General features: G+C 72.8%; 12 protein-coding genes. 3 read left to right on the forward strand and 9 right to left on the reverse strand.

Annotated features, from left to right (window positions below; translation table 11 throughout):
* Positions 1-83: 83 nt before the first annotated feature.
* A complete protein-coding gene (locus KYY02_RS03825; protein WP_371235956.1) occupies positions 84-1,112 on the reverse strand; it encodes an LLM class flavin-dependent oxidoreductase in 1,029 nt (342 codons plus the stop codon).
* Between the two features lie 242 nt (positions 1,113-1,354).
* On the opposite strand from KYY02_RS03825, the gene KYY02_RS03830 reads away from it, so the two are divergent.
* Complete coding sequence (locus KYY02_RS03830; RefSeq protein WP_371235957.1) at positions 1,355-1,687, forward strand: Rv1322 family protein; 333 nt, start codon at positions 1,355-1,357, stop codon at positions 1,685-1,687.
* A gap of 6 nt (positions 1,688-1,693) precedes the next feature.
* Here the strand turns inward: KYY02_RS03830 and KYY02_RS03835 are convergent, their stop codons facing one another.
* The 7 genes from KYY02_RS03835 to mce form a co-directional block, all read right to left on the reverse strand.
* Positions 1,694-2,566 (reverse strand): ABC-2 transporter permease, encoded by an 873-nt coding sequence (locus KYY02_RS03835; RefSeq protein WP_371235958.1) that lies wholly within the window; start codon positions 2,564-2,566, stop codon positions 1,694-1,696.
* Positions 2,563-3,828: an ABC transporter ATP-binding protein gene (locus KYY02_RS03840; RefSeq protein ID WP_371235959.1), complete on the reverse strand. Its 1,266-nt coding sequence runs from the start codon at positions 3,826-3,828 to the stop codon at positions 2,563-2,565. The genes KYY02_RS03835 and KYY02_RS03840 overlap by 4 nt, the downstream gene beginning before the upstream one ends.
* Positions 3,829-3,949: 121 nt before the next feature.
* Positions 3,950-4,723 (reverse strand): ABC transporter permease, encoded by a 774-nt coding sequence (locus KYY02_RS03845; protein WP_371235960.1) that lies wholly within the window; start codon positions 4,721-4,723, stop codon positions 3,950-3,952.
* Positions 4,724-4,725: 2 nt separating this feature from the next.
* Positions 4,726-5,679, reverse strand: coding sequence for an ABC transporter ATP-binding protein (locus tag KYY02_RS03850; protein WP_371235961.1), 954 nt, complete (start codon positions 5,677-5,679; stop codon positions 4,726-4,728).
* A 74-nt stretch (positions 5,680-5,753) separates the two neighbouring features.
* The gene (locus tag KYY02_RS03855; RefSeq protein WP_371235962.1) at positions 5,754-6,692 is read right to left on the reverse strand and encodes a coiled-coil domain-containing protein; all 939 of its coding nucleotides are present in this window, start codon (positions 6,690-6,692) and stop codon (positions 5,754-5,756) included.
* A gap of 187 nt (positions 6,693-6,879) precedes the next feature.
* Positions 6,880-10,758 carry a polarized growth protein Scy gene (gene scy / locus KYY02_RS03860; RefSeq protein WP_371235963.1) on the reverse strand — a complete coding sequence of 1,293 codons (3,879 nt, stop codon included), beginning with the start codon at positions 10,756-10,758 and terminating at the stop codon, positions 6,880-6,882.
* A 228-nt stretch (positions 10,759-10,986) separates the two neighbouring features.
* Positions 10,987-11,427, reverse strand: coding sequence for a methylmalonyl-CoA epimerase (mce, locus tag KYY02_RS03865; protein WP_371235964.1), 441 nt, complete (start codon positions 11,425-11,427; stop codon positions 10,987-10,989).
* Between the two features lie 147 nt (positions 11,428-11,574).
* On the opposite strand from mce, the gene KYY02_RS03870 reads away from it, so the two are divergent.
* Both KYY02_RS03870 and meaB read left to right on the forward strand, forming a co-directional pair.
* Positions 11,575-12,807: an acetyl-CoA C-acetyltransferase gene (locus KYY02_RS03870; RefSeq protein WP_371235965.1), complete on the forward strand. Its 1,233-nt coding sequence runs from the start codon at positions 11,575-11,577 to the stop codon at positions 12,805-12,807.
* Between the two features lie 51 nt (positions 12,808-12,858).
* Positions 12,859-13,833, forward strand: coding sequence for a methylmalonyl Co-A mutase-associated GTPase MeaB (meaB, locus tag KYY02_RS03875; protein ID WP_371236015.1), 975 nt, complete (start codon positions 12,859-12,861; stop codon positions 13,831-13,833).
* Positions 13,834-13,949: 116 nt separating this feature from the next.
* Here the strand turns inward: meaB and KYY02_RS03880 are convergent, their stop codons facing one another.
* The gene (locus tag KYY02_RS03880; protein ID WP_371235966.1) at positions 13,950-14,618 is read right to left on the reverse strand and encodes a PepSY domain-containing protein; all 669 of its coding nucleotides are present in this window, start codon (positions 14,616-14,618) and stop codon (positions 13,950-13,952) included.
* Positions 14,619-14,641: the final 23 nt, after the last annotated feature.

The raw sequence follows: 14,641 nt of genomic DNA on the forward strand, positions 1-14,641 counted from the left end.
CGCGCTCCAGCGTTCGCTTGCCGCTCCGTACGCGGGGGGATGCAGTCGTACCGGGGCGGCAAGCCTGCGTGAACCCCGCTCGTTCAGCCGAGCCGGGGGAGCACCTCGGCGCCGAGCCGCCGCACGTTCTCCTCGGTCGCCGCCAGGTCGCCGGAGCCCTCGACGAGCAGGGCGAAGCGGGAGATGCCGGTCCGCTCGCTGGTCGCGGCGAGCCGGTCGGCGCACAGCCGCGGCGGGCCCACCGGATGCAGCCCGCAGAGGAGTTCGGCGTACGCCAGCGGGTCACGCATCCGCCGTCGGCGTCCGTCCACCGTGACATGGGCCTCAAGACCCTGCCGCAGCCAGCCGGGCATCGCCTTCATCAGGGTCTCCGCCGCGTCCGCGCGCCGGTCCGCGATCTGGCAGACGCCGGCCGAGACATGGGCCGCGCGGTGGACCTCCCGGGCCGGCCGCCCGCAGGCACGCGCGTGCTGCCGCCACAGGGCGACCATCTCGGCCTTCTCCTCGTCCCCGATGTGCATGCCGAGCAGCATCGGCAGTCCGCGCTCGGCGGCCAGCCGTACGCTCGCCGGGGAGGTGCAGGCGACCACGACCTCGGGACCCTCCGCCTCGTCCAGGGCCTCCGACGGGCGGGGGACGACGGGCACCTCACGGAAGCGGTACCGCTCGCCGTCGGCTCCGACGGACGGTTCGCGCAGCCAGCGCACCAGCAGATCGAGTGATTCCGGGAACCCCTTCTCGTACGCCTCCAGCCCGGCCCCGAACACCTCCAGGTCGACCCACGGCCCGCCGCGCCCGAGGCCCAGCGAGAACCGGCCGCCGCTCGTGATGTGCAGCAGCGCGGCCTGTTCGCCGAGGGCGACCGGATGGACGGTGGGCAGCACGCTGACCGCCGTGCCGACCCGCAGCCGGCGGGTGCGGCCGAGCAGCAACGCGGCCAGGGTGACGGCCGACGGGCAGGTGCCGTAGGGCACGAAGTGGTGCTCGGCCAGCCAGACCGTGTCGAGCCCCGCCTCCTCGGCGACCTCGGCCGAGCGGACCGCGCGGTGCAGCGCCTCCCCGTCGCCCTGCCCGGGGAACCGGGCGGCCAGCACGAAACTTCCAACGCGCATTGCTTTCCTGCTTCCTTGGCTCCGACGCGGAGCTCCCCCGCAGGGCACAACCGCCGGACACGTGCCGAGGACACGGCCGGGCGGGGGACTTTGCGGATTGTCTGCAGAATCGGCCGTTCAGGAGGGGCGTCGCATCGTCACGGAGGGGACTTGTGACGATCGGCGCCCTACGCGTACCCCTGCGCACGCCGCGTAGGCTGGACGCGGCCCCCAGCATCCCGTAGAGCCCCGTGAGGTGTCCCGTGTCCCCGCGTCGCAACCGACCCAAGGGAGCCGGTTCGTCCGGCCGGAGCGCCGAGGAGGGCCGCTCCGGCCGCTACGGCGGCTGGCAGTCCACGGAGAGCTGGCGGGGCGAGGAGTGGAGCGTACGGCACGTGGCGGGCGCCAGCGCCCAGGGCAAGGCCTACCGGTGCCCCGGCTGCGACCAGTTGATCCCGGACGGGGTGCCGCACGTGGTGGCCTGGCCCGAGCACGCGGGCGTCGACGACCGCCGGCACTGGCACAGGGCCTGCTGGAGCGCGAAGGACCGCCGCACCACGCGGGTGCAGCGGTCCCGTAACGCGCCGAGGTTCTGAACCCCGTCACACGTCCCGCTTCTGCAGCAGGGCGAAGGCGCCGCCGAGCGCGGCGGCCGTGACGGCCAGCATGATCCACAGCGGGTCCCAGCCCGACGGGCCGGACTCGCTGAGCGAGTTGGCGTAGAAGATGCTCATCTGGTTCGGGATGGAGTACTCGAACAGCACCTCCCGCACGTCCGCCAGCGAGGACGAGAACATGAACAGCGCGATCACCAGCGGGGCGAGCACGGCGCCGATCATGATGGTGATGGCGCCCGCCGAGTGCCGGACGATCGAGCCGATCGCCAGCGACAGCGTGCCGAGCAGCGCCACGTACAGCGAGACGCCGACCGTGCCCTTCAGCCACTCCGCGCCGGTGGGCTCCTTCGCGTTGTGGCCCTCCAGCAGCGCCACGTGCAGGAAGCCGACCAGCGTCGCGCACACCAGGGTCACCACGAAGGCGATGAGGAAGAACACCAGGGCCTTCGCCAGCAGCACCCGTCCGCGCGAGGGGCAGGCGACCATCGTGGTGCGGATCATGCCGGTGCCGTACTCCGACGCCGTGGTCAGCACGCCCAGCGTGATGACGCACATGCCGCCGAGCAGCAGTCCGAAGAAGCCGAGGGACAGCGGGCTCTCGCCGCCCATGTCGGGGTCGGCGCTCGACACCACCAGGCCGGTCAGCAGGCCGATGCCGACCACGAGCAGCACGAACACGCCCAGCGTCCACATGGTCGAGCGCACGGACCTGATCTTCGTCCACTCGGAGGCGAGCGCGTGCCCGAGGTGCGTACGGACCACGGGGATCGGCGAGGTGTAGTGGGGGTACGGGGAGCCGGGCGCCGCCTGCCAGTCGGGTGCGGCGGTCTGCGGCATCGGGGGCGGGGGCGTGCTCATCGGGCGTCCTCGGGCTTGGTCGGATCGGCTGCGGGAGCGGGAGCGGTCGGGGGCACGGCGGGTGCGGCGGGCACCGCCGGGCCGGACGACGTCCGGAGGGCCGGCGGGTCGGGCTGCGCGTACGGGTTGGGCGTGGGGGCACCCGGGGCCGTTCCAGGGACGTCCGGAGCGCCGTAGGGGCCTGCGGGGACCTGTGCGGGCCCGCCCTGCGACGCGGCGAAGGGCTGCCCGCCGCCCTGCTGGGGCGGTGGCGGGGCGTACCAGCCGGGCTGGCCCTGACCCGGAACCGGCACCGGCGGCTGCGCGCCGGGCGGCAGCGGCTGCTGGAGCCCGGCCTTCCGGTCGGTGGTCGAGCGGTAGTCGACGGCGCCCTGCGTCATCCGCATGTACGCCTCCTCCAGCGAGGCCTGGTGCGGCGACAGCTCCCACAGCCGTACGCCGGAGTCGTGGGCGATGTCGCTGATGCGCGGCAGCGCCAGCCCCGTCACCCGCAGCGCACCGTCCTGCTCGGGCAGCACGTGGCCGCCGGCCTCGGTGATCGCGGCGGAGAGCTTCTCGCGCTGCTGCGGCTCGGTGTCGGGCGTGCGCACGCGCGCGAAGTCGGCGGAGTTGGCGGAGATGAAGTCCGTCACGCTCATGTCGGCGAGCAGCTGTCCGCGCCCGATGACGATGAGGTGGTCGGCGGTCAGCGCCATCTCGCTCATCAGGTGCGAGGAGACGAAGACCGTACGGCCCTCGGCGGCCAGCGCCTTCATCAGGTTGCGCACCCAGAGGATGCCCTCGGGGTCGAGGCCGTTGACCGGCTCGTCGAACAGCAGCACCTGGGGGTCGCCGAGCAGCGCGGCGGCGATGCCGAGCCGCTGGCCCATGCCCAGCGAGAAGCCCCTGGACCGCCTGCGCGCCACGTCGTGCAGGCCCACCACGCCCAGCACCTCGTCCACGCGCCGGGCCGGGATGCCCGACAGCTGGGCGAGGCTCAGCAGGTGGCTGCGGGCGGACCGGCCGCCGTGCACCGCCTTGGCGTCCAGCAGCGCGCCGACCTGACGGGGGGCGTTGGGCAGCCTGCGGTACGGGTAGCCGCCGATCGTGACCTGTCCCGCGGTGGGGTTGTCCAGGCCGAGGATCATCCGCATCGTCGTCGACTTGCCCGAGCCGTTGGGGCCCAGGAACCCGGTGACGGCACCGGGGCGCACCTGGAAGGAGAGGTTGTACACAGCGGTCTTGTCGCCGTACCGCTTGGTCAGGCCGACTGCCTCGATCATGCTCCGCACCCATCGGAAGGTTCAGGACAGCGGGGCACACGCCCCCCGTAAGGGTTAGGAGCTTATCGAGGTGCTGACGGTTCCGCTCAAACCGAGGTGAAAACCGGTCCCGCACGGTCGTTCACTGTGCGTCGCGCCGCTTCAGCAGGACGTAGCCGCCGACGACCGCCGCGAGCACCCAGAGCGCCATGATCCCCAGACCGCCCCAGGGTCCGTACGGGGTGTCGTCGCCGGGGGGCGTCACCACCTGCATGATCCTGCTGCCCGCCTGGTCCGGCAGGAACCGGCCGACCTTCTCCGTGGCGTCGACGTTGCCGAGGATGGTGGAGATGAGGAAGAAGAACGGCATCAGGATGCCCAGCGACAGCATGGGGGAGCGCAGCATCGCGGCGACGCCCATCGAGAACAGCGCGATCAGCGTCATGTAGAGGCCCCCGCCGGTGACCGCCCGCAGCACCCCGTCGTCCCCGATCGACGCCTTGTGCTCGCCGAGCATCGCCTGGCCCAGGAAGAAGGCGGCGAAGCCGGTGGCCATGGAGACGACGAAGGCGAGGGCGGTGGCCACCGCCAGCTTGCTCAGCAGGAACGTGCCGCGCCGGGGGACGGCCGCCAGTGAGGCGCGGATCATGCCGGTGCTGTACTCGTTCGACACCACCAGCACCCCGAACACGATCATCGCGAGCTGGCCGAGGCTCATCCCGGCGAAGCTGGTGAACGTCGGGTCGAAGGAGAGCCGGTCCCGCGCGCCCATGGTCTCGTACTCGTTCTTCGACAGCGCCGAGATCAGCATGCCGAGCGCGAGGGTGACGACCACCGCCAGGGAGAGCGTCCACACGGTGGACGCCACCGACCGGATCTTGGTCCACTCCGACCGGACGACCTGCGTCGCCGCCATGCTCAGCCCCTCCTCCGGTCGTCGCCCCACCGCTGCGGGGGCGCGGAGCCGCCGGTGTGCGCGTGGTACTCCACCGCTCCCGCGGTCAGCCGCATGAACGCCTCCTCCAGGGAGGCCTGCTGCGGGCTCAGCTCGTGCAGCACCAGCCGGTGGCGGGCCGCCAGCTCCCCGATGTACTCGGCCCTGGAGCCGTCCACCTCCAGCGCCCCGTCGCCGCGCTCCACGGCGGTGGTCCCGGCCTGGTGCAGCACGTCGAGCAGCCGCTCGCGCTGCGGGCTGCGGACGCGGACGTACGAGCGGGAGTTGCGCTCGATGAACTCGGCCATGGAGGTGTCGGCGAGCAGCCGGCCCTGACCGATGACGACGAGGTGGTCGGCGGTCAGCGCCATCTCGCTCATCAGGTGGGAGGAGACGAAGACCGTACGGCCCTGGGCGGCGAGCGATTTCATCAGCGTGCGGATCCAGTGGATGCCCTCGGGGTCGAGGCCGTTGACCGGTTCGTCGAACATCAGGATCCGCGGATCGCCGAGCAGCGCCGCCGCGATGCCGAGCCGCTGGCCCATGCCGAGCGAGAACCCCTTGGCCTTCTTCCGCGCCACCGCCGTCAGCCCGACCGTGTCCAGCGCCTCGTGCACCCGCTGCCGCGGGATGCCGTTGCTCTGCGCGAGGCACAGCAGGTGGTGGTAGGCGCTGCGGCCCGGGTGCACGCCCTTGGCCTCCAGCAGGGCGCCGATGCGCGTCAGCGGGTCCTCGAGCCGGTCGTAGCGCGTGCCGTCGATCCGCACGTTTCCGGCGGTCGGATGGTCCAGTCCCAGGATCATCCGCATGGTGGTCGACTTTCCGGCGCCGTTCGGGCCGAGGAAGCCCGTGACGATGCCCGGCCGGACGGTGAAGGTCAGGCCGTCGACCGCCACCTTCTCGCCGTACCGCTTGGTCAGCCCCTCGAGCTCGATCATGCGGCCACGCTAGAACGGGGCGAAGCCCTCTGCCACCTCAGTGGCAGAGGGCTTCGCCGATCCTTCGGCCGGTGTTACCGGGACTGCTGGGCCGGGACCCCGCGGGAGATCGGCTCGTCCTCGGTGGAGGGCGCGCCGGTCGCGGCCACCGCGGCACCCGTGAGCGTGGCGAGCATCTCGCGGACGTTCGTCAGCTGGGCGTTGATCGAGTCGCGGCGGTTGGTCAGCGCCGCCAGCTCGCGCTCGGATTCCGAACGGATCCGGTCGGCCTTGGCGTTGGCATCGGCCACGATGTCCTCCGCCTGACGCTGGGCCGTCTCCACCGTCTGGCGGGCCCGGCGCTCGGCGTCGGTGCGCAGCTTCTCGGCCTCCAGCCGCAGCTGCTCCGCGCGGTGCTCGATCTCCGCGAGGCGCTTCTCGGCCTTCTGCTGACGCGAGGCCAGGTCGCGCTCGGACTGCTCACGGCGCTTGGCGAGGTTCGTCTCGAAGTCGGCGGCGGCCTGCGCGGCCTTGGCGCGGGTCTCCTCGAAGAGGGCGTCCGCCTCCTCCCGCTTGGACTGCGCGTCCTTCTGCGCCTCGGAACGCAGCTGGGCGGCGTCGCCCTGGGCCTTCTCGACGATCCGCGCGCCCTCGTCCTCGGCCTTCGACTTGCGCTCGGCGGCGTACGACTCGGCGTCGTTGCGCACCTGCTGGGCGGCCGACTCGGCGAGCTCGCGGTGCTGCTCCGCCGCGCGCCGGGCCTCCTCGCGCAGGTCCTTCGCCTCCTCCTCGGCGAGGCGGAGGATCTTCTCCACGCGTGCGCCGAGACCCGCGTACGACGGCTCGGCGTCGTTGACCTGGGCCTGGGCGTTCTGCGTCTCGAGATGGAGCTCCTCGATGCGCTTTTCCAGAGCGGTGATGCGGGCGAGAGCGCTGTCACGGTCGGAGACGAGCTTGGAGATACGTTCGTCCACCTGAGCGCGGTCGTACCCACGCCGCACAAGCTCGAAGCCGTAGGGGGAAGTGTCGCTCATGGGGTTCCTGTCGAATGAGACCGGTGAGGTGATAGGTGGAATCCTAGGGGTCGAAGCGCTGTGTCATCGAGCGGATGCACGTTTGATACGGAGAATGACACCCCTTTTGAGTGGCGTGCCGCCGGAAGACTTGCCAAAGCCATGATCAAAGCCCTCACCGTACTAGGGATTTCACCCACTTCGCCAGCTATTCCGTCGATTTGCCACCCGCACGGGTAGTACCCGCCGCGGCCCCCGCCTTGACTCCGTTGTCCTTGGCGCCCCCGGGCGCCTCGAAGGACTCCAGCGCCTCCAGCACGTCCTGCACACGGGAGATCTCGGCGTTGATGTCCTCACGGCGCCGCACCAGCACCTCCAGCTCGCGCTTGCCCTCCTCGACCGTGCGCCGCGCCTCCCGGACCGCCTCGGCCTTCAGCTCCTCGGCCTCCTTCACCAGGCGGGCCTTCTTCTGCTCGGCCTCCTTCAGCAGGCCCTCGGCCTTCTTCACGGCGGCGATGCGCACCTTGCCGGCCTCGGAGTTGGCCTCGGAGACGATCTCCTTCGCCTTCGCCTCCGCCTTGGCGAGCTGCTCCTCGGCGGCCTTGACGAGGGCGTCGCAGCGGTCGCCCGTCGACTTCATCGTCTCCGCCGCCTCACGGCGGGCCCGCTCGTGCAGCTCCTCGATCTCACTCGTGATGCGGTCGCGCAGCTCCTCGGCGCGCTCCCTGATCTGCGTGGCGTCCCGGCGCGCGCCGACCAGCAGCTCGTCCGCGTCCGCCCGGGCCTTCTCCACCCGGGAGTTGCCCTGGACGGTCGCCTCGGAGACGATCCGCTCGGCCTCCTGCCGGGCCGCGCCGACCATCGTGTCCGCCTGCGACTCGGCGTCCGCCGTCGTCTTCAGCGCCTGCTGCTGCGCCTCGGCGAGCAGCTTGTCCGCCTCGGCGGTGGTCTCCGTGATGAGCTTGTCCACCTGCTCGGCCGCCTCGGAGCGCCGCTTGTTGGCGTCCCTGCGGGCCTCGTCCAGCGTCCGCTCCGCCTCCCCGCGCGCGGTGGACACCATCCGCTCGGCCGCCGACTCCGCGTCGGCCCTGACCTGCTCGGACTCCCGGCGGATCCGCTCCGCCCGCGCCTGCGCCGACCCGACCGCCTCCGCGGCCTCGGCCCGCAGCCGCTCCGCGTCCCCGGTGGCGTCCGCGATCAGCTTCTCCGCCTTGGACACCGCCTCCGTGCGTACCCGTTCGGCTTCGGCGACCGTCTCCGTGCGCAGCCGGTCGGTCTCCGCGATCGTCTCTTCGGTGAGCCGCTCCGCCTCGCTGCGGGCCTCGGTGATGAGGGTGTCCGCCTGCGTCGCCGCGTCCGAACGGATCCGGTTGGCGTCCTCGCGGGCGTCCGCCCGGGTGCGCGCCGCGGCCTGCTCCGCCTCGGCGATCGCGTCCGACGCCTCCGTGCGCACCCGCTGGGCGTGCTCGGACACGTCCGCCCGGATCCGCTCGGCCTCCGTGATGGCGTCGGACACCGTCCGCTCGGCCAGCGCCTTCGCGGCCTCCGTCTCCTCCTGCGCCTCGCGCCGCAGCCGGCCCGCGTCCTCACTCGCCCGCTCCCGCTCCGCGTAGGCGTCGGCGCGGACCCGGCCCGCCTCCTCCTCGGCCTCGCGGCGGGTGCGCTCCGCCACGTGCTCGGCGGCGCTGCGCAGCCCGGCGATCTCCTCCTGCGCCTGCTCGTGCAGTCCTGCGACGGAGTCCCGCACCTGCTGCGCGTGCTGCTCGGCCGCGGACACCATCTCCGTGGCGCGCCGGTCCGCCTCCTCGACCAGCCGTACGGCCTCGGCCTGCGCCTCCTCCACGCGGGTGCGCGCCGACGCCAGCAGCTCCTCGCTCTGCTCGCGGGCCCGTTCGCGCTCCTGGTCGGCCTCCTGCCGGGCCGCGCCGAGGAGTTGCTCGGCCTCGCGACGCCGCCGGGTGGCCTCCTCCTGCGCGGCGGCCAGCGTCTCGGACGCCTCCGTGCCGATCCGCTCGGCGGCGGCCTGCGCCTCCGCGCGCATCCGGTCGGCGCTGTCCTGCGCCTCCGACTTCAGCCGCTCCGCCTCGGCCGCGGCCTCCGACCGCAGCCGTACGGCGACGGCCTCGCCCTCCGCGCGGGACGCCGACGCGTCCGCGGCGGCCTCGTCCCGCAGCCGCTCGGCCTCCGTCTCCGCCTGCTGTCGCAGCGTACGGATCCGCTCGGCGGCCTCCGTGCGCAGCCGCTCGGTCTCCTCGGACGCCTCCCGGCGGATCCGGGCGGCCTCCTCCCGGGCGTCGCTCAGTGCCTGCTCGGCCGCGGCGAGCCGCTCGGCGGCCTCCGCGTGCAGCCGCGTCAGCTCCTCGGCGGCCTCCGCGCGGCGGGTCTCGACGGCCCGCTCGGTCTCCTCGCGCAGCTCGCGCGCGGCCCGCTCGGCCTCCTCCTTGAGCGCGTCGGCCTGCTCGACGACCTCCGCGCGGTGCCGTTCGGCCTCCTGGCGGGTGCGCTCCAGCGTCTCCTCGGCCTGCCGGCGCAGCACCGTGGTGCGCTCGATGGCCTCGGTGCGGACCTTCTCGCTGTCCGCCTGCGCGGTGGAGCGCAGCTCGTCGGCGTCCGCCTTCGCCTTGGCGAGCAGCTCCTCGGCGGACTTCGCCGCCTCCTCGATCTGCGCCACGGCCTCCTTGCGGGCCTCCGCGCGGATCTTCTCGCCCTCGGCGGCCGCGTCGGCGCGCAGCTGCTCGGCCTCGCCGCGCAGCCGGCGGGCCTCCTCCTGCAGCTCGACCGTCTTGGCGCGGTACTCCTTGGTGTCGTCCTTCGCCGCGCCCTTGAGCTGCTCGGCGATGTCGTGCGCCTCGGCGCGCAGCCGGTCCGCCTCGGCCTCGGCCTCCCCGCGGATCCGCTCGGCCTCCTCGGCCGCCGCCCTGGTGGTCCGTTTGGCCTCCTCCGACGCCTTGTTGAGCACGTCCTCGGCGGTTTTGGCCGCCTTGGACAGCTGCGTCGCGGACTCCTCCGCGGTGACCGCGCGAGCCTTCTCGGCGGCCTCGGTGACGATCTTCTCGGCCTCCGCGCGGGCGTCCGCGACCAGCTGCTCGGCGTCCGCCTTGGTGGCCTCCGCCTCCTTGGTGGCCTCGCTGACCAGCCGCGCCACCTGCTCCTTGGCGGTCCGCGTACGGGTCTCGTTGGCGGACTCGGCGGAGGCGAGCGCCTTCGCGGCGGACTCCTTCGCCTCGGCGAGCACCTTCTCCGCCTCGGCACGGGCCTCGCGCAGCGCGGACTCGGCCTGGGACATCCGCTCCTCGGCGGCCCGGCTGAGCTCCTGGGCCTGGCGGCGCGCGGACTCCGACTCGCTGGCCGTGGACGTCCGCAGCCGCTCGGCGTGCTCGGTGGCCTCCTGGGCCTGCGTCGAAGCGGCGTTCAGCAGCCGCTCGGCGTCCGCGCGGGCGCGGCGCAGGATCTGCTCGGCCTCCGCGCGGGCCGCCTCGGCATCGCCCTGCAGCCGCTGCCGGGCCTCGGCCGTCAGTCGCTCGGCCTCCGCGCGGGCGGCGGCCAGGGCCTGCTCGGCCTCCGCGCGGGACTCGTCGAGCAGCCGACGGGCCTGCTGCTCGGTGCGGGCCCGCAGCTGCTCCGCCCAGGCCACGTTCTCGTTGACGTGCGACTCGACGGTCTGCCGGCGCTCCGCCAACTCCTGGTCGAGCTGCTGGCGCCGCGTCACCGCCTCCTGGTGCAGCTCCGCCTGGAGCCGGGCCGCCTGCTCCGCGTGCTCCTGGAGGATCCGCTGGGTCTGCGCCCGCGCCTGGCTCAGCTCCCGCTCGGCGTCCGCGCGCAGCTGTTCGGCCTGCACCTGCGCGTTGCGCAGCAACTGCTCGGCCTGGTAGCCGATGTCACCGCCGTCGTACGCGGGCCGGGACATGATGGTGCGCCGCGCCTCGTGCAGCTTGGCGCGCAGCACCTCGACCTGGTAGCCGAGGTCCTCGGCGTGCTGGATCGCCTTCTCCCGCTCGGTCTTCAGCCGCTTCATCTCGGCTTCGAACCGAGAGAGGTGGTCGACGTCAGCCGCCGGCTCTCGCTCCTGGCTCTCGTAGCCCCGCACTGCGCGGTCCCATCCGTCCCCTGGTCGCAAGTCTGGCCGAGCCCCGTCCATCCGCCGAACGGGGCCCCCGGGGAATGGTGTCAGATCAACGGCGGAGCATGGGCTGTAGCCCCGCGCTCGCCCCCCGAAACCCGGACCCCGGCGATCCCGCCGCCGAAGACGACGGGAGTCGGTCACCACACATGAGCGGCGACCGGACCCAACCCTACCGGCCCTTATGTACGTGGGTCAGTGCTCGGACGGCTCAACGGGCGCCGAAGTGACCAGTTCTGTCAGCACGCCGTGGCAGTCCTTGGGGTGCAGGAAGGTGATCCGTGACCCCATGGAGCCGCGCCGGGGCTCTTCGTACAGAACGCGTACGCCCCTGCCCTTGATGCCGGCGGCCTCCGCGTCCACATCCGCCGTGCCGAAGGCGATGTGGTGGACGCCCTCCCCGTTCTTCGCCAGCCACTTGGCGACGGTGGAGTCCTCCCGGGTCGGCTCCAGCAGCTGCAGGTAGGAGGCCCCGCCGTCGGAGGTGTCGTTGATCTTCAGCATGGCCTCGCGCACGCCCTGCTCCTCGTTGACCTCGGAGTGGAACACCTCGAAGCCGTAGGTGGCCCGGTAGAACTCCACGGTCGCGTCCAGGTCGAAACAGGCGATCCCGATGTGGTCGATTCGCGTCAGCATGGATTCAGTGCAGCGCTCCCGCGGTGGTTACGCAACGTGCGCGCGATCACACCGAAAGGCCGATGACGTGGTCCACCGCACGTCAGTACATTCGAAGTAAACCCTCGTTCACTCCTCGGCTGTGCAGCCGGAAGGGGACCGCAGCTCATGACTTCCGCATCATCCGCATCATCTGCATCCTCCGCAACGAACGGCACGACGTCCGTCATCGTCGCGGGCGCCCGCACCCCCATGGGGCGGCTGCTCGGCTCGCTGAAGTCCTTCTCCGGAGCCGACCTCGGCGGCTTCGCGATCAAGGCCGCCCTCGACCGTGCGGGGATCGGCGGCGACCAGGTCCAGTACGTGATCATGGGGCAGGTGCTCCAGGCCGGGGCGGGGCAGATCCCGGCCCGTCAGGCCGCCGTCAAGGCCGGCATCCCGATGAACGTCCCGGCGCTCACCGTCAACAAGGTGTGCCTCTCCGGCCTCGACGCCATCGCGCTCGCGGACCAGCTGATCCGCGCGGGCGAGTTCGACGTGATCGTCGCCGGCGGCCAGGAGTCCATGACCAACGCCCCGCACCTGCTGCCGAAGTCCCGTGAGGGCTTCAGGTACGGCGCGGTGCAGATGCTCGACGCCATGGCGCACGACGGTCTGACCGACTCCTTCGAGAACATCGCCATGGGCGAGTCCACCGAGAAGCACAACACCCGCCTCGGCATCGCCCGCCCCGAGCAGGACGAGATCGCCGCCCTGTCCCACCAGCGGGCCGCCGCCGCGCAGGAGAACGGCGTCTTCGAGGCCGAGATCACCCCGGTCGAGATCCCGCAGCGCAAGGGCGCCCCGGTCCTGTTCAGCAAGGACGAGGGCATCCGCGGCGACACCACCGCCGAGTCCCTCGGCAAGTTGCGCCCGGCGTTCGCCGAGGACGGCACCATCACCGCCGGCTCCTCCTCGCAGATCTCGGACGGTGCGGCGGCCGTGGTCGTGATGAGCAAGGCCAGGGCGCAGGAGCTGGGCCTGGACTGGATCGCCGAGATCGGCGCCCACGGCAATGTGGCCGGACCCGACAACTCCCTCCAGTCGCAGCCGTCCAACGCGATCCGGCACGCACTGAAGAAGGAGGGCCTGGAGGTCTCCGACCTCGACCTCGTCGAGATCAACGAGGCCTTCGCCGCGGTCGCCGTGCAGTCCATGAAGGACCTGGGCGTTTCCATCGAAAAGGTGAACGTCAACGGCGGCGCCATCGCGCTGGGTCACCCGATCGGGATGTCCGGCGCCCGGCTCGTGCTGCACCTCGCCCTGGAGCTGAAGCGGCGCGGCGGCGGCGTCGGCGCGGCGGCGCTGTGCGGCGGCGGCGGTCAGGGCGACGCGCTGATCGTGCGGGTGCCCAAGGCCTGAGCCGGGTTTGTCCGCGGGTTCGCAGGGTCTTCTCTCATGAACGGAGCTGTGATGCAGGACGTCCCCTCGCTGGTCGCCCAGGCCAGGGACGGCAGGCCGCGGGCCGTGGCCCGGCTGATCTCCCTGGTGGAGGGGGCGTCCCCGCAGCTCAGGGAAGTCATGGCGGCCCTGGCGCCGCTCACCGGGAACGCATACGTGGTCGGCCTCACCGGTTCCCCGGGCGTCGGCAAGTCGACGTCCACCTCGGCCCTGGTGACCGCGTACCGCAAACAGGGCAGGCGGGTCGGCGTCCTGGCCGTCGACCCGTCCTCCCCCTTCTCCGGCGGCGCCCTGCTCGGCGACCGCGTCCGCATGTCGGAGCACGCCTCCGACCCCGGCGTCTACATCCGCTCCATGGCCACCCGCGGCCACCTGGGCGGCCTCGCGTGGGCCGCTCCGCAGGCCATCCGCGTCCTGGACGCGGCGGGCTGCGACGTGGTCCTGGTCGAGACGGTGGGCGTGGGCCAGTCGGAGGTGGAGATCGCCTCCCAGGCCGACACGTCGGTGGTGCTGCTGGCCCCCGGCATGGGCGACGGCATCCAGGCCGCCAAGGCCGGGATCCTGGAGATCGGCGACGTCTACGTCGTCAACAAGGCCGACCGTGACGGCGCCGACGCCACCGCCCGCGAGCTGAACCACATGCTCGGCCTCGGCGAGTCCCGCGCCCCCGGCGACTGGCGCCCCCCGATCGTCAAGACGGTCGCCGCGCGCCAGGAGGGCGTCGACGAGGTCGTCGAGGCCCTGGAGAAGCACCGGGCCTGGATGGAGGAGCACGGCGTCCTGACGACCCGCCGCCTGGCCCGCGCCTCCCGCGAGGTCGAGACCATCGCGGTCACGGCCCTCCGCGAACGCATCGGCGACCTCCACGGCGACCGCCGTCTGGACGCCCTGGCGGAACGCATCATCGCCGGCGACCTGGACCCGTACCGGGCGGCGGACGAGCTGGTGGCGGGCCTGACCTCGACCGGCCCGTCCCGCATCGACTAGCCCGTCCGGCGACCGAGGACGAGGCCCGCAGGGCCGAAGGGAACCGGGGCGCAGCCCCGGAGACGGGGAGGGAAGAGGCGGAGGGGGCGAAAACCTCCCACGCCCGCCTCTCACGCTCAGTCGTCGTCGGAGTCGTCGTCCCGGTCGGCCGTGACCTTGCCGCTGCCCGGGTCGACCCGCCAGTCCCGCTCGTCCCCGCCGGAGGCGCGGGTCCCGGCCTCCCAGCCCTCGTCCCCGTCGTCGTCCAGGTCCACCGACGTCACCGTCCCCTCGGCGGCAACAGCCCTCGCGGCCTCCTCGGCCGTCACCGACGTCCCCCGCAACGCGGCCCGCGCCTCGGCGACGTCGTCCTCGTCGTCCTTCTGGGCGTCCAGGACCTCTCCGCTGCCCGGGTCGACGCGCACGCTGTGCCAGGTGTCCTTGCCGCCGATGACGTCCACCTCCCAGACCGTCCTGCCGCCGTTGCCGTCGTCGTCCCCGTCGTCGTCCAGCTCGGCGGAGACGGCCGTGCCCGGCGTGTGCCTCAGCGCGGCGGCGATGGCGTCGGCGGCGGTCACGTCACCGGAGACGGCACGCTCGTCGCGGTCGCCGTCGCGCCCTTCGTCGTCGTGCCCGTCGTCGTCCCGCTCCCCGCCGTCACGCCTGTCGTCGTCCCCCGCCCGGGTCTGCGTCTGCGCCGCCGACGCCGCCCCGTCGTCGTCCCCCGAGACGGCGAGGGCCGTCGCCGTACCGCCCCCGACCAGGGCCGCGGCCGTGACGACGGCGATCACGATGTTGCGCCTCATGTGGGTTCCTCCCGGGTCGCTGC

Source organism: Streptomyces pimonensis (assembly GCF_041380215.1).
Lineage (GTDB): Bacteria > Actinomycetota > Actinomycetes > Streptomycetales > Streptomycetaceae > Streptomyces > Streptomyces pimonensis.